Below are 17640 nucleotides of genomic sequence, written 5' to 3'. Positions count from 1 at the left end.
TAAAGGTATAGGTATGGAAGATAAGACAAAGATCATGTTGGTCTACACCGGGGGAACCATAGGTATGGTCAAGGACTATGCTACGGGTGCATTGAAGGCCTTCAATTTTAAAAAGTTGATCAAGAACATTCCTGAACTGAGCCAGTTGGACTGTAGTATAGATAGTGTGTCCTTTGATACGCCCATAGACTCCTCCAATATGAATATTGTGCACTGGGTTTCCATCGCCAACATCATTGAGGAGCATTATGAGGCCTACGATGGGTTTGTGGTGCTACATGGGAGCGATACCATGAGTTATACCTCTTCGGCCCTGAGCTATATGTTGGAGAATTTGGCAAAGCCCGTAATTTTTACCGGATCCCAATTGCCCATTGGGGATCTTAGGACAGATGCCAAGGAGAACCTGATTACCTCCATTCAAATAGCGGCACTGCAGAAAAATAACAAACCCGTGATCAGAGAGGTATGTCTGTATTTTGAGTACAAGTTGTACAGGGCCAATAGGACCACCAAGATCAATGCGGAGCATTTTGAAGCGTTCGGGTCATTGAATTACCCTGCCTTGGCCGAGTCAGGGGTGCATTTAAAGGTGAATAATGATTATTTGTGGGTAGGGAATCGCAACAAAAAGTTCATTGTGCATAAGCAAATGGACAATAATGTGGCCATTTTAAAACTCTTTCCGGGCCTAAACAGATCTGTTTTGCAAAGTATCCTGAAAATTCCGGGGTTAAAGGCGCTTGTGTTGGAGACCTATGGCGCTGGAAATGCCCCTACGGAGGCTTGGTTGCTATCAGATTTGAAGGATGCCATAGCCGATGGATTGCATATTGTAAACGTTTCCCAGTGCGCTGGTGGAAGCGTTATTATGGGGCAGTACGAAACAAGTGAACATTTACAGAAACTGCAACTTATTAATGGTAAGGATATTACAACGGAAGCGGCCATAACTAAGCTGATGTATCTCTTGGGGAGCAATGTTTCCGCTAAGTTGTTCAAAACCATATTTGAAACTTCCCTGAGAGGGGAAATGCAATAAATTAACTGATTTAATTTCGTTTACTAATTATTTTTTTGTTATTTGGCCTCCCGAAAACAAAGGAATAGAGAGGTGGCCGAGTGGTCGAAGGCGCACGCCTGGAAAGTGTGTATACCCCAAAAGGGTATCGAGGGTTCGAATCCCTTCCTCTCTGCTTTTAAGTTTTAATTTTTTAATAACAAATTTTTTTTATCTTTAACCCTATTAACTAACTAATTTTAAGTTTCAAAGAAATGAAAAGATTATTCTCTATCCTGGCCATGGCTGGGTTGTTTGTACTAAGCACAAATACCGTAAATGCAAAAGTTGGAGCAACGGCATTGGTTTCTAACCTTTCCTCAATCGCTACAACAGCAGTAATGTTGCAAGATGAAGCTCCTGCAGAAGTAGAAAAAGGCTTTACTCAAGTATTGAAAGAACAGTTTATACAAGGTGGTGCCGGATTCATGGGTATCGTTCTTTTGTGTTTGATTTTAGGTTTGGCAGTTGCTATTGAAAGAATTATTTTCTTGAACCTTGCAAGCACCAATACAGCAAAACTTAAGCAAAATGTAGAAGATGCTTTGGCTTCTGGTGGTGTTGAAGCTGCAAAAGAAGTTTGTAGAAATACAAAAGGTCCAGTTGCCTCTATATTCTACCAAGGATTGGATAGAGCTGGAGAGAGTGTTGAATCTGCCGAAAAAGCTGTAGTTGCTTATGGTGGTGTTCAAATGGGTCAATTGGAGAAAAACGTTTCTTGGTTAACTTTGTTTATCGCTGTAGCACCGATGCTTGGTTTCATGGGTACTGTAATTGGTATGATCCAGGCCTTCCAAAAGATTGCTGCGGTAGGTAACTTGAGTGCTTCCCTTATTGCTGGTGATATCCAGGTGGCGTTATTGACAACGGTATTTGGTTTGATCACTGCGATCATCCTACAAATTTTCTATAACTACATCATTGCTAAGATTGATAGCATTGTAAATGATATGGAAGATTCATCAATCGCTTTGATTGATATGTTGGTAGATCACAAAAAATAAGTCGCACCCTTTAATACAAAAGCGTTATGCACAAAATATTAAAATATATACTGATCGCCCTGAGTTTGATTGGTGCCGTATTATGGTTCCAGTTGCCCAGTGCAGATATGCCGGCTTCAGAGGCGGTTAACAGTACGTCTATGAACCTTATGTTCATTATCACGTACATCCTTTTAGGAATAGCGATTGTTTTTAGTTTGGCTTTTGCCCTTAAAAACTTGTTCACTACGCCTGAAAACTTAAAGAAAGCGTTGTTCACCCTTGGTGGTTTACTTCTTGTTGTTGCTATATCCTACGGATTGGCAAGTGGTACGGATGTAGACTTGAACGAGATGGCGAACAAAGGAATTCCAACAACGGAAAGTACCGTGAAAACAATTGGAATGGGATTGAATGTATTTTTTATCCTGACTGCTATCGCGGTTGTCCTGTTGATCATTCCTGGAATTAAAAAAATGTTTAGTAAATAAAAACGATATACTATGGCCAGAAGAGGAGCACCACCAGAGGTTAATGCCGGTTCTATGGCAGATATCGCGTTCTTATTACTTATCTTTTTCCTAGTGACAACCACTATTGAGACAGATGCAGGTTTGGACCGTATGTTGCCGCCGATAGAGCCGCCAACCGAAGAACCACCGATCATTAAGGAAAGGAATATTTTTACGGTAAATATCAACAGGAACGGACAGCTATTGGTTGAGAACGAATTGACCAATATCAAGGACCTTAGAGCGAAGGCAACAGCTTTCTTGGACAACGGGGGCGCAGCTTCTGGAACACCGGAATACTGTAACTACTGTAAGGGAAAAAGAGATGCTTCTTCTTCAGATAACCCTACCAAAGCTATTATTTCCTTAAAGAACGATAGGGAAACCAAATACGGGACGTACATAACGGTACAGAACGAATTGGTAGGAGCGTATAACGATCTGCGTAATAGAGAAGCGCAGAGATTGTACAAAAGGGATTTTACAGAAATGGAAGCCTTGTACCTAAACCCGGAAACCCCATCAGCTGTTAGGGATGAGTTGAAGGATAGGGTGCAGAGGATTCAAGATTTGTTCCCACAGAAATTATCTGAGGCAGAAACTGCAACGACTAATTAAAGAGAACTAAAACAATATAAAATGTCAAAATTCAATAAGAAAAAGGATGCTGCTTTACCAGCAGTGAACACGGCTTCACTTCCGGATATTGTTTTCATGTTGTTGTTCTTCTTTATGACGGTAACCGTAATGAAAGATAGTACATTGAAAGTGGAGAATACATTGCCCAACGCTTCCGAAATCAAGAAACTGGAGAAGAAAGATAGGGTAATCTATATCTATGTTGGGAAACCAACACGTGAGTACGAGAAAGTTTATGGTAAGGAATCAAAGATTCAATTGAACGATAAATTTGCCAGTGCTTCCGAAGTAGGAGATTATATTTTAGCGGAAAGGGCCAAAAAGCCACAAGAATTGCAAAATGTATTGACTACCGCACTTAAGGTGGACAAAGATGCCAATATGGGTATCATTTCCGATATCAAATTAGAATTGAGAAAAGTGAATGCCCTGAAAGTAAACTACACAACCTTTGAAGGTGATGCTTTCAGAAATTTACAGTAAGCTTAAAAATTATTAGTTTATAGATCTAAGCGCTCCAAAGTTCATTTGGAGCGTTTTTTTTATATATCTTAATCTTACTTTTAGTCTGTTCATATGAAGAAGTATCTGTTCCTGTTAGTAATTGGCAGCATAGTATTCCAAGGTTGGTCCCAGGAGATTTCCACGGTTACCCAAGAGGATAGCCGGTACTTGGAGGACCAATTTTATACGGGGGTGACTTATAACCTTTTGCTCAACAAGCCCATGAATGTTACCCAGCGCAACCTCTCCTACGGGCTTATGGGAGGTATTATAAAGGATATACCTGTAAATAGTTCCCGTACCTTCGGATTTGGGATAGGCGCAGGCTACGCCCTTAATTCCTATTATACCAATCTGTTTGCCGAAGACAATAACGGGGACATATCCTATGCTGCTTTGGGTTCCAGTGATGACTTTAAAAGAAGTAAATTGGAGACCCATTTGGTAGAATTCCCTTTGGAAATCAGGTGGAGGAACTCCAATGCTACGAACTATAAATTTTGGCGGGTCTATGCCGGTGGTAAACTCGCTTATATATTTGAAGGAAGGTCAAAATTTGTCAGTGATACCGATAAAATTGGCTTTACCAATCCCGATATCAGAAAGTTTCAGTACGGACTCATGTTGAATGTGGGATACAATACCTGGAATATTCATGTGTACTACGCCCTAAGCAAGCTTTTGGAGGAGGGGGTGGCCATGGATTCTATGGAGCCCATAGAAGTTAGGCCCCTGAGAATAGGGATTATCTTTTATATCCTATAGCCAAAATTTTAAGGTCATCAGTTGGCTTACCGTTCCGATCAAAAATCCTACAAGCAGCTCGGTTCTGGTATGGGCCCTTAAATAGAGCCTGGAGGTGGCTACCATTCCCGTGGCCAGGGTAAGGGCGCTGATAGCAATGATCACATTGATTTCAAAATGGATGCTGAGGCTTATCAGATACATCCAAAGGCTTCCCATACCAATGAGGTGTACACTGCTCTTGAATTTAAAGAACAATAACAACAGACAGGACAGGGCCGCTGCAATCAGGCCAAAGAAGAAGTAAAAGAGCTCACTGGCGTAATTATTGGGTATTACCTTATAGACAATCATCAACAGTAAAGAAATGCTGATATAGAGCGTGTATTTGCGTTCTTGGATGGATGGCATGAATACCGAAGTAACCAATCCAAGATTGCGCAGTATAAAAAAGCAGATGATAGGGATAATGACCGTAAGGATAAATATGGGTAGGATGTTTCCGCCCTGCATCTCCAAAGGGGTGTACTTGGGGGTAATGATAAAATAGATCAGTGTTCCTCCTATGGGTGTAAATAAGGGATGGAACAAGTAGGAGATAAGCTGATGGAAGGCCCTCATCATATTTCTTTTCTCATCCTTGCAACGGGAATGCCCAATTGTTCCCTGTATTTGGCAACGGTCCTTCTGGCGATAGGATAGCCCTTTTCTTTTAGGATAGCGGCCAATTTATCATCCGTAAGTGGTTTGCGCTTCTGTTCCTCTCCAATGACTGTCTCCAAGATCTTTTTGATTTCTTTGGTTGAGACATCTTCCCCTTGCTCATTTTTCATGGACTCCGAAAAGTAGTCCTTGATCAATCTTGTGCCGTAAGGAGTGTCCACATATTTGCTGTTGGCAACCCTGGAAACGGTAGAGACGTCCATTCCAATCTCATCGGCGATGTCTTTAAGGATCATAGGTCGCAATTTGCGCTCGTCCCCGGTCATGAAATACTCCTTTTGATAATTCATGATGGAATTCATGGTCACGTAAAGTGTTTGCTGCCGCTGTTTAATGGCATCAATGAACCATTTGGCTGCGTCCAATTTTTGTTTGATGAACATGACGGTGTCCTTTTGGGACTTGGATTTGTCCTTGGCATTTTTGTAGCCCTCCAACATATTGTTGTATTCCCGGGACACGTGCAATTCTGGGGCGTTCCTTCCATTTAAGGTCAGTTCCAGCTCCCCATCGGTGATCCTGATGGAAAAATCGGGTACGATATGTTCTACCATGCGATTGTTCCCCGAATAGGAGCCCCCTGGTTTTGGGTTTAGGCGTTCAATTTCCGAAATGGCATCCTTTAAGGTCTCTTCGGAAACATTGTGCTTTTGGATCAGTTTGGTGTAATGCTTTTTGGTGAACTGCTCAAAGGATTTTTCCAGGATGGCAATGGCCAGATCTGTACTGGGTGTCGGTTCTTTCCGCTTCAGTTGAATGATCAGACATTCCTCCAGAGAGGTGGCCCCTACTCCGGGGGGATCCAGTTCCTGTACGATCCTCAATATTTTTTCTACCGTTTTTTCGTCGGTATATATGTTCTGGGTGAAGGCCAGGTCATCGGTAATATCTGATATGGCCCTGCGGATATAGCCGCTTTCATCCACACTGCCCACTAAAAACTCAGCTATTGCCCATTCGTCATCACTGAGGTATACGGTGTTCAATTGGTTGATCAGGTATTGGGTAAAAGAAACCCCTGCAGCATATGGAATGGTGCGTTCCTCATCATCAGAACTATAGTTGTTGGCTTGGGTGCGATAATCGGGCACCTCGTCGTCACTCAGGTATTCATCGATATTAATGTCCTCGGCCGCTATATTTTCACTGTCGGTCTCGTTATCGTAGATATCTCCAAACTCGTCCTCTTGGGTCTCAACTTCTTCTTTTCCTGTTTCCAGGGCCGGATTTTCTTCCAACTCCTGCTTTAACCGTTGTTCAAAGGCAAGTGTAGGAAGTTGAATCAACTTCATCAGCTGGATCTGCTGTGGAGATAATTTTTGTGATAACTTGAACTGTAAGTGTTGCTTTAGCATATTTGGGTTGCAGGCTTTCTTATAAAGTTACAGAATTCTAATTAAAATTCAGCATTCTGAGGTGTTCTAGGGAACGGAATTACGTCCCTGATATTACCCATTCCCGTGGCAAAAAGTACCAAACGTTCAAAGCCCAATCCAAATCCACTGTGCACGGCCGTACCAAATTTGCGAAGGTCCAAGTACCACCAAAGTTCTTTTTCGTCAATGCCCAGATCACTGATCTTTTGTTTTAGAACATCCAAACGTTCCTCTCTTTGTGATCCACCCACTATTTCACCGATACCCGGAAATAGGATATCCATGGCCCTAACGGTCTTCCCATCTTCGTTCAAGCGCATGTAGAAGGCTTTGATTTTAGCGGGGTAATCAAAGAGGATTACGGGACACTGAAAATGCTTTTCCACCAAATAACGTTCGTGCTCGCTCTGCAGGTCCGCACCCCATTCTTCGATGATATATTGGAATTTTTTCTTTTTGTTCGGTTTGCAGTTCTTAAGGATATCAATGGCCTCGGTATAGGAAACCCTTTTGAAATTATTTTCGGCTACAAACTTCAATTTCTCTATCAAGGCCATTTCACTTCGTTCGGCCTGTGGTTTTGACTTTTCTTCCTCCAGTAAGCGCTGCTCTAAAAATTGCAGGTCCTCGGCGCAGTGTTCCAAGATATAGTTGATGACATTTTTGATGAAGTCCTCGGACAGATCCATATTGGCGTCAAGGTCATTGAAGGCTACTTCGGGTTCTATCATCCAAAATTCCGCCAAATGGCGGGAGGTATTTGAGTTCTCGGCCCTAAAGGTAGGTCCGAAGGTATAGACCTTGCCCAAGGCCATGGCGTAGGCCTCGGCTTCCAATTGGCCAGAAACCGTAAGATTGGTCTCCTTTCCGAAGAAATCTTCCCTGTAATCCACTTCCCCTTCTTCTGTCAAAGGCGGGTTCTTCGGATCCAAGGTGCTCACACGGAACATTTCACCTGCGCCTTCTGCATCAGATCCTGTTACTATGGGGGTGTGCACATAGTAAAAACCATTTTGTCTGAAATATTGGTGGATGGCAAAGGCCAAGGCAGAACGTACGCGCATTACGGCACTGAAAGTATTGGTCCTGATCCTAAGGTGTGCCTTCTCCCTAAGAAATTCAAGGGAGTGTTTTTTGGGTTGTATGGGATAGGTCTCCGGGTCTGCCGTTCCCAAAACAACAACATTTTTTACCTGTACTTCTACGGCCTGCCCTTTTCCCTGGCTTTCTACCAGTGTTCCGGTGACTTTTAACGCCGCTCCGGTGGAGATCTGTTTCAGGAGGTGATCTTCAAAATCTTCAAAGTTTACAACACATTGAATGTTATTGAGGGTTGAGCCGTCATTTAATGCAATAAAACGGTTACTTCTAAAAGTTTTTACCCACCCGTATAAGGTGACTTCCTGTAGTAAATTTTTGCCGCTCAAGAGCTCTTGTATACTGTGTGATTTCATTTGAAAATACTTCTAATTTAAAATTGTAAAGATAACTTTTTTGGTAAATAGCAACCGGTTTAGAGGTCTCATATTGACCTCAAAGACGGTTATACATATTATTTTTCGTTGCTGTTGAGTTCTTCTTTTGGTAGAATATCTATCTGGGGCTTTTTAAGGACCGTTTTATTGGCGATGCTCCGTTCCAGAGACAGCAATAAGCTTGGCAACAAAATAAGGTTGGCCAGCATGGCGAAAAGTAAGGTGGCGGAAACCAACGCTCCCAAGGCCACGGTTCCCCCAAAGCTGGATATCATAAATACAGAAAAGCCAAAGAAAAGCGTTATGGAGGTGTAGAACATGCTCACTCCCGTTTCCCTTAAGGCCGCATAGACCGATTTTTTGATCTTCCATTGGTTCGCGGTCAGTTCTTGCCTGTATTTGGCCAGAAAATGGATGGTATCATCCACCGATATTCCAAAGGCGATGCTGAACACCAATATGGTTGATGGTTTTATAGGGACTCCCGCAAAGCCCATGACCCCGGCTGTAATGGCCAATGGCAAAAGATTGGGGATCAGTGAAATTACGATCATTCTGAAAGAACGGAAGAGATACGCCATAAAAAGGGCAATAAGGCCTATGGCAAGGGCCAAGGAGATGATCAGGTTTTTTACCAGATACTTGGTTCCCTTTAAAAATAAGAGTGCCTTGCCCGTAAGGTAGACATTGTACCGCTCTGCAGGGAAAATCTTATCGATGTTCTCCTGAAGCTTCTCTTGGATCTCTTCCATGCGTTCCGTTTTCACGTCCCTCATATAGGTGGTGATCCTCGCAGTCTGTCCGGTACTGTCCACGAAGCTCTTTAGCAAGTTGCCGTCATTGGATGATTTTCTGGCAACATCCATGATAAACGTACTTTCCTGGGTGGTGGGCAATTGGTAATATTTGGGGATTCCGTTATAAAAGGCCTGTTTGGAATACTTTACCATATTGACCACGGAAATGGGCTTGGATAACTCCGGGATTTCTTGGATCACTTCTCCAATTTGATCCATTTTACGCAAGTTGGTAGATTTTAGCACCCCTTTTTTGCGTTCGGTATCCACCACAATTTCCACGGGCATAATACCGTCGAATTCTTCCTCAAAAAAGCGGATATCCTTAAAGAACTCAGCGTTCTGGGGCATATCCTCAATGGGGCTGCCCGAAATTTTTATTTGGTACATGCCTATGATGCTCACTACTATAAGTGCTATGGAGACAATATATACCGTAATTCTTCTTTCCCGGACAATGCGTTCCATCCAGTTCACGAAGGTTTCTATCCACTTGGTGTTCAAGTGCTTCAGGTGCTTGGTCTTGGGCAAGCGCATAAAGCTGTAAACGATAGGAATGATCAGGAGCGATAGTATGAATATGCCAATGATGTTGATGGAGGCCACAATACCAAATTCTTTTAAAAGCTTGCTGTCCGTAATGATAAAGGTGGCAAAACCGGAAGCGGTCGTAATATTGGTCATCAGGGTGGCGTTCCCGATCTTGGAAATGACCCTTTGCAGGGAAAGGGCCTGGTTGCCGTGTTTTTTAACCTCCTGTTGGTATTTGTTGATCAGGAAAATACAGTTGGGGATACCTATAACAATAATCAATGGGGGTATAAGAGCAGTTAGAACCGTTATTTCATAGCGCAATAGGCCAAGGATACCAAAGGCCCACATTACCCCGATGATCACGACGCACATGGAAATAAAAGTGGCCCTGAAGCTTCTAAAGAAAAAGAAGAATATCAAGGAGGTAACCCCCAAAGCAGCAAGAATGAATTTCCCGATTTCATCAATAATGTTTTGGGAATTCATAGTTCTCACATAGGGCATACCTGAAATATGTACATCCATTGTCGTTTCCTTTTCAAAATTTGCAATCAGCTTGTTGAAATCTTGAAGTATAAAATCCTTTCTAACCGAGGTATTCACGATATCCTGATCCAAATAGACCAGGGTCCTTACCGTTTTGCTCTCTTTGTTGAACAATACATCCTCATAAAAAGGGAGGTCATTGAACAGGTGGTTGGTCAGACTGTCAATTTCTATTTTGGTGGTAGGTGCTTTCTTGATAAAGGGCCTTAGGGCGAATTCCTGCTTCTCGTTGTCCTTTTCAAGTTCTTGTAAATTTTCTGTGGACAGGACAAAGTCTACTTCCGGAAAGGCACTCAATTGCTTGCTGAGCTTGTTCCATCTGTTGAAATTATCAGGAGTAAATAGGGAGCTGTCCCTAACCGCAATGACCACCACATTTCCCTCTTCCCCAAATTGTTCCAAGAAGGCAAGGTATTCCAGATTAATGGGGTGATTGTCCGGCAACAGATTAGCCTCTGAATTGGAGAATCGCATATTTTCCCATTGAAGGGCAAGGAAAACCGTAATTGCAGCAATGAGTAATAAGATCAAGATTCTATTACGGAGGATCAGCCTGGCCGTTTTTGCCCAGAACCCTTGTGTTAGCTTAGCTACCATTGATAATTTTTATAGGTGCCAAAGGTAGAAAATCATTGCTAACGTACCTAAAAACCAGAACCGAAATAATACGTGAATTTAAATGAGATATTATCGTCAAATGTTGGGAGGTGATAGGCTCCATGTCGGTAGAAGAAGCTGAGTCCAAAACCGGCCAAGATTCTGTTCAGTTCCACTCCGCTCTCAAAATAACCTTTGTTCAGGGACCCAAAGTTCAGCCCTTGGTGATTTTCAATATTGGAAACATCACCAATAACACTTCTGGTGATAAGGGCCAATTGTGGTTTAATACGGTTATTGATCTTGAAAGGCCTTAAAGTGTGCCTGATCTGGCCCATAATAAAGCGGTCCGAGAAGAACTCATCGAAGAACATGGTTTCAAAACTCTCCCTTCCGGTTACCGAAAACCGGTCCATGATGACACTCCCGTCCGGTTGGTTCGGCGAAGCGTGGTACAAATGGGTAAGCGGGATATCGCCAAAGGCAAGTCCGCTATTGAACAATATTTCGGTTCTGGTCTTGTTCAAGAACCTCTTGACGTAGAACGCTTTGAAATTTATTTTTGTAAAATTGAAATCCCCGTCCATCACATTGGGAATGCTTTGGGAAAGCTGCAAGGTGAACTGCGGGAACCCATCTTTCAGGGTCCGCTTTTCCTCCGGGGCCTGCATATATTTTGAAAATGGGTTCCATTGGAAACTCCATGTGGCTTCGGTCAGGTCGTAGGTGTCGTAGCTTTCGCCATCCAAGAGGTACGCATAGTTGTAGGTTGGGTCAATAAAACTTTTTGAGAATTGTATTCTACTGTTGAATTTGGAAGTGAAGTCGTGCTCCAAAAACACTGCCGTGCTTTTGGTGGCATAGAAGGATGAGATGTTGAACAATCGAGGTTCAAACAAGTAGAAAGTTCTTTTGTCCGTGATATATTTGGAACTGCCGGATTCCACCAGATCGTCCGTGTAGTTTACGCCCAACCAGGTATTGTACTCTTTGTTCAGGCGGGTAGTGGCCCCAAAGCTGTACTTGAATTTTTTGTCCAGAGTACCATAAACGGCATAACCGTTAAGGAAAATAGTATTGGAGAAATTGGTATTTGTGATGGCGCCAAGACCAAGTCTAAAGGCTTCGTAGTTGTTGTATTTGAGGAGGTACCTCAAGTCAAAATCAAAATACTTGGTAGGATAGTAGCCCTGTAATAATTTTCTTGTGCGGTTCAGTCTGGGCTCTATCTTTTTTTGATCCACCAAGCTGTCCATATACACATAGGTCTCCTGGCCCAAGGGTGAAATGGTGTCTGTCCTAAAAGATTTCCAAAAGGCTTCTTTTTTTTCGTAGGCATCTTCTTCAATGGTGACGGCAAGCCCCCTTCTTTTTATTTTTATGGGCTCGTTCAGGGCAATTTCAAAATTGTGCTCCTTGGAGATCAGGTACACCAAGTCTTCGGCGTTCTGTGGATTGGAATGTACGAGGGTGGAGTCTTTTTGTCCCTTGCGCAATTCAAACCTATTTCCCAAAAAGGATAGGCTTTCGGGGGTGTCACCCTTTTTGATCTTTATTTCTTTGCCATGGGGGAACCAAATATTTTCATTGGGATAATAACTAAAGGTCTGTGTGGCTTTTACCTCAAAGACACCAGTAGTCTGGGCGATTGCTTTTTGCAGGGCAAAGGTGGTCGTATTGATATAGAGGACCCCTTCCAGATTTTGGGTTGGATGGTGTTCTTTTGGGGAATAGTAAACCATAAAGGCAGAGGAAGAGCCCTTTTTGGTTACATCGAGGATCTTATACTTGTAATGCTTAAGCCCTGCCGAGGACAACGGATTTATATATTCGTTCTCCAAAAGGATATAATCCGGGTCATAAAAGGAAAACGATTGGAACTGAAGTCCCAGTACCTCATAAATTGGCTCCTTAAAACCTGCCATACGGATGGCATTCACGGTCTCCTGTCTCCCTTTGTTCTTGGTATATTTAAAGGACGAGGCCTTTTCGCTGATGTAAAGATGGGACCTTAGCAATTGTTTTTGGAGGTTAAAATTGGTGGAATCCAATTCTTTAAAGTTCAATTTGCCATTGTCCCGGACAAAAATGGAGTCTATGGCCGGATTAATGGAATCTATTGGGGCGGTGACCAAAAGTTTATGGTAGGTCTTAAAGGAATAACTGTCCAAGATTTTCTCGGGATTGTTATTCCTTTTGTAGGCGATAGCGTTTCTGATGATGTCCTCAGCAGATCTGACATAAGAATTCAGGATCACTTCATCCAATTCTACCGTCGCTTGTTCCAATGAAATGGGATAGAAGGTTTTGTCTGACGTGATCTGTACTTCCATAGGGGCGTAGCCAATATAGCTAACCCGGATATTGGTGGTGGTGTTTTGACCCTCCAGTTCAAAATGGCCGTTATAGTCTGTAATGGTCCCGGACCCCGTGTTGGGCTCAATGGAGGCAAAAGGAAGGGGTTTGTTGGTCTTGCTGTCCCTCACAATACCTGTAATTGTCTGGGACCAACCCAGTGTTGTGAAAAATAATACAAAGTAGAGTAGGGTGATTTTCACAAGTGTATTGTAATTAGGATGGGTACAAAAAACAAAGAGCGACTCAATTGGCGCTCTTTGTCATTCAGATAATCATAGAATTAAACTTTCATTATTTCTACTTCTTTGACGCCCAATACGGTGTCAATTTTCTTGATGTAAGTGTTGGTAAGCTCTTGGATATCGGCCTCTGCATTTTTTTGTAGATCTTCGGAGATATCGGCATTTCTTATTTCTTTGTTCGCTTCCTGTCTCGCATTGCGAATTCCAATTTTAGCATCTTCTGCCTCGGCTTTGGCCTGTTTTACCAAATCCTTTCTGCGTTCTTCTGTCAGGGGCGGCACATTGATAATAATGTTGTCGCCATTGTTCATGGGATTGAATCCTAGATTGGCGTTCATGATGGCCTTCTCAATTTCATGAAGCATGTTCTTTTCCCAAGGCTGAACAGAAATGGTCCTTGCATCCGGGGTGTTGACATTGGCAACTTGGCCCAAAGGTGTCTGGGAGCCGTAATATTCTACCATTACACTGGAAAGCATGATAGGACTTGCTTTTCCTGCCCTTATTTTTACAAATGCCTTTTCCAAATGTTTTATGGCAGCATCCATCCCTTCCTTGGCCGTATCAATTATAAAACTAATTTCTTCGTTCATATATGCTAAAATTTAAAAACTAAACTATCTAAAAGTAAGAAAAATTAAATGTTTACCATGGTCCCTACATTTTCCCCTGAAACTATTCTTAGGAGATTACCTTTTTTGTTCATGTCAAAGACCACAATTGGGAGCTCGTTTTCTTGACTAAGGGTGAAGGCTGTGGTATCCATAACCTTTAATCCTTTGTTCAATACTTCCGCGAAGGAAATGGTATTGAATTTGGTTGCGTTTTTGTCCTTTTCCGGATCGGAACTGTAGATCCCATCTACCCTTGTTCCTTTGAGGATTACATCGGCCTCAATTTCTATCGCCCTTAGAACGGCAGCTGAATCCGTGGTAAAATAAGGATTTCCGGTACCACCACCGAAAATGACCACCCTGCCTTTTTCCAAATGCCGAATGGCTCTTCTTCTGATAAAAGGTTCTGCAACTTCGTTGATCTTTATGGCAGATTGGAGGCGAGTTGGGATGCCCTTCACCTCTAAGGCACTTTGTAGGGCCAAGCCGTTGATGACGGTCGCCAACATACCCATATGATCTCCTTGGACCCTATCAATGCCATTGTTCTCTCCTGATAGGCCCCTAAAAATATTTCCACCACCAATTACTATGGCCACTTCTATACCCTTTTCAACTATATTCTTAATTTCCTCTGCATATTCGGAAAGTCTTTTGGGGTCAATTCCATATTGTCTTTCCCCCATCAAGGCCTCTCCGCTGAGTTTTAGAAGTATTCTTTTATACTGCATGGTGTATGTTTTGATTAAATCGAAGCAAAAATAATCAAAATAATTTATGGAAGCCGTCGTAAGTGGGTATTGTAGTCTTAATTATTTGTCAAGAGTTATGATTCTCTGTTTTAATTTTTATAATCTTGTGGAGGATAATCGGTCGTGTAATTCAGCCGCCCTTAAGAATTTTCTAAATTTCATAAGATGAAAAAAATAATATTGGTTTTATTGACCGGCTTATCATTGGTAAGTTGTGGTGCTACCAAGAATTTGGTACCAGCTTCAAATGTGCCAATAGCAACTGCTATTGATCTGGTAAATGTAGATAATGATAGGGTAAAAGTGAGTGTAGACCCTGGCGCCTTTACCACGGAAGAGGTGTCTTTTTTTATACCCAAAACCGTACCGGGAACCTATAGTGAGGATAACTATGGCAAGTATATCGAAAACTTCAAGGCTTTTGATTATAAAGGCAAGGAAATGAACTTTTCCAAGGATGATGACAATACTTGGAGGATTGCCGGAGCAAAGAATTTGGATAGGGTGACCTATGAGGTAAATGATACCTATGATACGGAAGGGGAGGTTGCCGATGCGGTATTTTCACCTGCTGGGACCAATATTTTGAAGGGTGAGAATTTTATGCTCAATCTCCATGGATTTGTGGGGTACTTTAACGATTTGCAGGAGGTGCCCTATGAGCTTGCCATAAATGCGCCCAAGGATCTGTTGCCAACAACTTCCCTTAACAAAAAAAGCAGTGCAGATGGAGTGGATGTCTTTGTTGCCAATAGGTATTTTGAAGTAATAGACAATCCTATCCTTTATGCCAAAGCAACTGCAGAATCTTTTGAAATAAGTGGTATCACTGTTAATTTGGTGGTCTATTCCCCTAATGAGGTTTACAGGGCTGCCGATTTAAAAGAAAGGATGCAAAAAATGATGGGAGCCCAGAAATCTTTTTTGGGGGAGATCAACAGTACTGAACAGTACAATATTCTTTTGTATTTATCCACTTTGGCTGAGGACGATGCCTCAGGATTTGGGGCCTTGGAGCACCATACTTCAACAGTGGTTGTATTGCCGGAGCAAATGCCATTGGACAGATTGGAGCAGGCCATGGTGGATGTTGTTTCACATGAGTTTTTCCATATTGTGACCCCGTTGAGTGTCCATTCCAAGGAAATCCAATTTTTTGATTTCAACGACCCTAAAATGTCCGAGCACCTATGGATGTACGAGGGAACTACCGAATATTTTGCGAACCTCTTCCAGATTCAGCAGGGTCTGATCGATGATGCCGATTTTTATAAAAGGATCATGGATAAGATCAACAATTCCAAGCGATATGATGATGATATGTCCTTTACCGTGATGAGCAAGAATATTTTGGAAGATCCTTATAAGGACAACTATGCCAATGTCTATGAAAAAGGAACCTTGATCAATTTGGCCCTTGATATTTCCTTAAGGGATTTGAGCAATGGTGAGCAGGGAGTGTTGTGGCTGTTAAAAGAGCTTTCCAAAAAGTACGGGGATCAGGTGCCGTTTGAAGATGCGGAGCTGATTGGAGAAATAACAGCAATGACCTATCCGGAAATAGGGGATTTCTTTAGGACACATGTAATAGGCGATACCCCGATAGACTATAGTGCCTATCTGTCCAAGGTGGGGCTTACCACCACGGAGATAGAGCAGGAAAGTGGTTATTTTTTAAATGGTGATATTCCATATATCGATGTGGACCAAAATAATGGCGATGCTATTTTTATCAGGGAGGGTATTGTACTGAACAGCTTTTTCAATGATCTTGGAGCAAAGGGCGGAGATGTGATCAAGAGTATCGATGGTGCTGAAATTTCTTTGGAAACGATCAGACCAATTATTGGGGCTAGCTTTGGTTGGTCCGCGGACAAGGAAATAGAAATGGTTGTGGTCCGCAATGGACAGGAACTAAAACTTTCTGGTAAGGTTGGTGTGCCAAAGGTAAAACTAATGACCATTGTTCCCATGGAGGATGCCACTCCGGAACAAGTGAAATTGAGAAATATTTGGATGAAGGGTTAATAATGTTCCTTCACATAATCTAAGGCGCTATTCAAACAGATAGCGCTTTTTTTATTTCAAAATGATGGTGCGCAGATTATACTACGGGGAAATGATGCTCCTGATTGGGATGCGTGTCTGGAATGGAATCCTTATTATTGCTGCGATAGCGTAATTAGAGTGTAGGGCAAGACTATTTTGGCCCATTCCTTAATGGTTGCCAATAAATCCAGGGCATAAAAAAACCGCTTCTTTGGGAAGCGGTCTTTTTTATGGTTGTTGTCAAGAGATTACCCAAGGGCTACTCTTTTAAATCCTGTAATCTCTAATTTAGAATCAACAGACTTAACGTATTGTGCAACGCTTTGTTTGCTGTCTTTAATGAAATCTTGGTTTACCAAGGTGTTGTCTTTAAAGAATCGGTTCAATTTACCTTTTGCAATATTGTCCAACATTGCTTCTGGCTTACCTTCTTGACGCAATTGATCTTTGGCGATCTCTATCTCCTTGTCTATGATAGACTGGTCAACACCTTCTTCATTCAAAGCAACTGGGTTCATTGCAGCGGCTTGCATGGCAACATCTTTTGCGGCAACATCTGCACCATCAACGGAAGCAGAAAGTCCAACCAAAGTGGCAATTTTGTTACCAGCGTGGATGTAAGATCCTACAAATGGAGCGCTCAATTTTTCGAATCCACCGATTTCCAGTTTTTCTCCGATTACTCCTGTTTGCTCTATAAGTTTGTCCTGTACGGTGATTCCTTTGAAATCAGCAGCAAGAAAATCTTCTTTTTTGTCAAAGTTCAACGCAAGGTCTGCAAGTTCGTTGGCCAAAGTAACGAATGAATCGTTTTTGGCAACGAAATCGGTCTCACAGTTCAAAGAGATAACAACACCGGTAGTATTGTCTGCACTTACCTTGGCGATAGCTGCTCCTTCTGTAGATTCTCTATCAGCTCTGTTGGCAGCTACTTTCTGACCTTTTTTACGTAGAATTTCGATGGCTGATTCGAAATTGCCTTCAGCTTCTACCAAAGCTTTTTTGCAATCCATCATTCCAGCACCTGTGGTCTGTCTTAATTTGTTTACTTCTGCGGCGGTAATCTTTACCATTTTGTGTATGTTTTAATATTGCCCTAAAGTAACTACGTGGTACGCAATTGGGTTTAGGGCAA

At 42.3% G+C, this 17640-nt stretch carries 15 protein-coding genes and 1 tRNA gene; 8 read left to right on the top strand and 8 right to left on the bottom strand.

Features of this window, described 5'->3' with window-relative positions; genetic code table 11:
• The first annotated feature begins 13 nt into the window (after positions 1–13).
• From WAA86_RS08195 to WAA86_RS08165, 7 genes are all read left to right on the top strand, one after another.
• Positions 14–1042, top strand: coding sequence for an asparaginase (locus WAA86_RS08195; RefSeq protein ID WP_337300514.1), 1029 nt, complete (start codon positions 14–16; stop codon positions 1040–1042).
• Between the two features lie 66 nt (positions 1043–1108).
• Positions 1109–1196, top strand: a tRNA-Ser gene (locus WAA86_RS08190).
• A gap of 79 nt (positions 1197–1275) precedes the next feature.
• On the top strand, positions 1276–2064 hold the full coding sequence (locus WAA86_RS08185; RefSeq protein WP_337300513.1) for a MotA/TolQ/ExbB proton channel family protein: 789 nt from the start codon (positions 1276–1278) through the stop codon (positions 2062–2064).
• Between the two features lie 26 nt (positions 2065–2090).
• Complete coding sequence (locus WAA86_RS08180) at positions 2091–2534, top strand: hypothetical protein (RefSeq protein ID WP_337300512.1); 444 nt, start codon at positions 2091–2093, stop codon at positions 2532–2534.
• A gap of 12 nt (positions 2535–2546) precedes the next feature.
• Positions 2547–3173: an ExbD/TolR family protein gene (locus WAA86_RS08175; protein ID WP_337300511.1), complete on the top strand. Its 627-nt coding sequence runs from the start codon at positions 2547–2549 to the stop codon at positions 3171–3173.
• Positions 3174–3194: 21 nt separating this feature from the next.
• Positions 3195–3677 carry an ExbD/TolR family protein gene (locus WAA86_RS08170; RefSeq protein WP_337300510.1) on the top strand — a complete coding sequence of 161 codons (483 nt, stop codon included), beginning with the start codon at positions 3195–3197 and terminating at the stop codon, positions 3675–3677.
• Between the two features lie 93 nt (positions 3678–3770).
• Entirely contained in the window at positions 3771–4463 is a 693-nt protein-coding gene (locus tag WAA86_RS08165) for a porin family protein (protein ID WP_337300509.1), read from the top strand.
• Here WAA86_RS08165 and WAA86_RS08160 read toward each other — a convergent pair.
• The 7 genes from WAA86_RS08160 to pyrH all read right to left on the bottom strand — a co-directional run bounded on the left by WAA86_RS08160 (position 4458) and on the right by pyrH (position 14435).
• On the bottom strand, positions 4458–5066 hold the full coding sequence (locus WAA86_RS08160) for a hypothetical protein (RefSeq protein WP_337300508.1): 609 nt from the start codon (positions 5064–5066) through the stop codon (positions 4458–4460). The genes WAA86_RS08165 and WAA86_RS08160 overlap by 6 nt on opposite strands.
• Complete coding sequence (gene rpoN, locus WAA86_RS08155; protein WP_337300507.1) at positions 5063–6520, bottom strand: RNA polymerase factor sigma-54; 1458 nt, start codon at positions 6518–6520, stop codon at positions 5063–5065. Before rpoN ends, WAA86_RS08160 begins: the two co-directional genes overlap by 4 nt.
• A gap of 41 nt (positions 6521–6561) precedes the next feature.
• Positions 6562–7995 (bottom strand): asparagine--tRNA ligase, encoded by a 1434-nt coding sequence (gene asnS / locus WAA86_RS08150; RefSeq protein WP_337300506.1) that lies wholly within the window; start codon positions 7993–7995, stop codon positions 6562–6564.
• 98 nt (positions 7996–8093) lie between these two features.
• Positions 8094–10490 (bottom strand): efflux RND transporter permease subunit, encoded by a 2397-nt coding sequence (locus WAA86_RS08145; RefSeq protein ID WP_337300505.1) that lies wholly within the window; start codon positions 10488–10490, stop codon positions 8094–8096.
• A gap of 47 nt (positions 10491–10537) precedes the next feature.
• Positions 10538–13048, bottom strand: coding sequence for a DUF5686 and carboxypeptidase-like regulatory domain-containing protein (locus tag WAA86_RS08140; protein WP_337300504.1), 2511 nt, complete (start codon positions 13046–13048; stop codon positions 10538–10540).
• An 80-nt stretch (positions 13049–13128) separates the two neighbouring features.
• Positions 13129–13683, bottom strand: coding sequence for a ribosome recycling factor (gene frr, locus WAA86_RS08135; RefSeq protein WP_337300503.1), 555 nt, complete (start codon positions 13681–13683; stop codon positions 13129–13131).
• A gap of 44 nt (positions 13684–13727) precedes the next feature.
• On the bottom strand, positions 13728–14435 hold the full coding sequence (gene pyrH, locus WAA86_RS08130) for a UMP kinase (protein WP_337300502.1): 708 nt from the start codon (positions 14433–14435) through the stop codon (positions 13728–13730).
• A gap of 186 nt (positions 14436–14621) precedes the next feature.
• Between pyrH and WAA86_RS08125 the strand changes: the two genes are divergently transcribed.
• Positions 14622–16484, top strand: coding sequence for a M61 family metallopeptidase (locus WAA86_RS08125; protein ID WP_337300501.1), 1863 nt, complete (start codon positions 14622–14624; stop codon positions 16482–16484).
• 269 nt (positions 16485–16753) lie between these two features.
• On the opposite strand, the gene tsf is transcribed toward WAA86_RS08125, so the two are convergent.
• Entirely contained in the window at positions 16754–17578 is an 825-nt protein-coding gene (gene tsf, locus WAA86_RS08120; protein ID WP_337300500.1) for a translation elongation factor Ts, read from the bottom strand.
• Positions 17579–17640 lie beyond the last annotated feature (62 nt).

It is taken from the genome of Sediminicola sp. 1XM1-17, from assembly GCF_037203765.1.
GTDB lineage: Bacteria > Bacteroidota > Bacteroidia > Flavobacteriales > Flavobacteriaceae > Sediminicola.
The sequence above is the reverse complement of the archived record's forward strand: the minus strand, read 5'-3'. Positions and strand labels throughout refer to the sequence as shown.

Bases quoted from the DNA above. Each gene is read 5' to 3' on its own strand.
- WAA86_RS08195 (WP_337300514.1), top strand. From the start codon at position 14: ATGGAAGATAAGACAAAGATCATGTTGGTCTACACCGGGGGAACCATA.
- WAA86_RS08185 (WP_337300513.1), top strand. From the start codon at position 1,276: ATGAAAAGATTATTCTCTATCCTGGCCATGGCTGGGTTGTTTGTACTA.
- WAA86_RS08180 (WP_337300512.1), top strand. From the start codon at position 2,091: ATGCACAAAATATTAAAATATATACTGATCGCCCTGAGTTTGATTGGT.
- WAA86_RS08175 (WP_337300511.1), top strand. From the start codon at position 2,547: ATGGCCAGAAGAGGAGCACCACCAGAGGTTAATGCCGGTTCTATGGCA.
- WAA86_RS08170 (WP_337300510.1), top strand. From the start codon at position 3,195: ATGTCAAAATTCAATAAGAAAAAGGATGCTGCTTTACCAGCAGTGAAC.
- WAA86_RS08165 (WP_337300509.1), top strand. From the start codon at position 3,771: ATGAAGAAGTATCTGTTCCTGTTAGTAATTGGCAGCATAGTATTCCAA.
- WAA86_RS08160 (WP_337300508.1), bottom strand. From the start codon at position 5,066: ATGATGAGGGCCTTCCATCAGCTTATCTCCTACTTGTTCCATCCCTTA.
- rpoN (WP_337300507.1), bottom strand. From the start codon at position 6,520: ATGCTAAAGCAACACTTACAGTTCAAGTTATCACAAAAATTATCTCCA.
- asnS (WP_337300506.1), bottom strand. From the start codon at position 7,995: ATGAAATCACACAGTATACAAGAGCTCTTGAGCGGCAAAAATTTACTA.
- WAA86_RS08145 (WP_337300505.1), bottom strand. From the start codon at position 10,490: ATGGTAGCTAAGCTAACACAAGGGTTCTGGGCAAAAACGGCCAGGCTG.
- frr (WP_337300503.1), bottom strand. From the start codon at position 13,683: ATGAACGAAGAAATTAGTTTTATAATTGATACGGCCAAGGAAGGGATG.
- pyrH (WP_337300502.1), bottom strand. From the start codon at position 14,435: ATGCAGTATAAAAGAATACTTCTAAAACTCAGCGGAGAGGCCTTGATG.
- WAA86_RS08125 (WP_337300501.1), top strand. From the start codon at position 14,622: ATGAAAAAAATAATATTGGTTTTATTGACCGGCTTATCATTGGTAAGT.
- tsf (WP_337300500.1), bottom strand. From the start codon at position 17,578: ATGGTAAAGATTACCGCCGCAGAAGTAAACAAATTAAGACAGACCACA.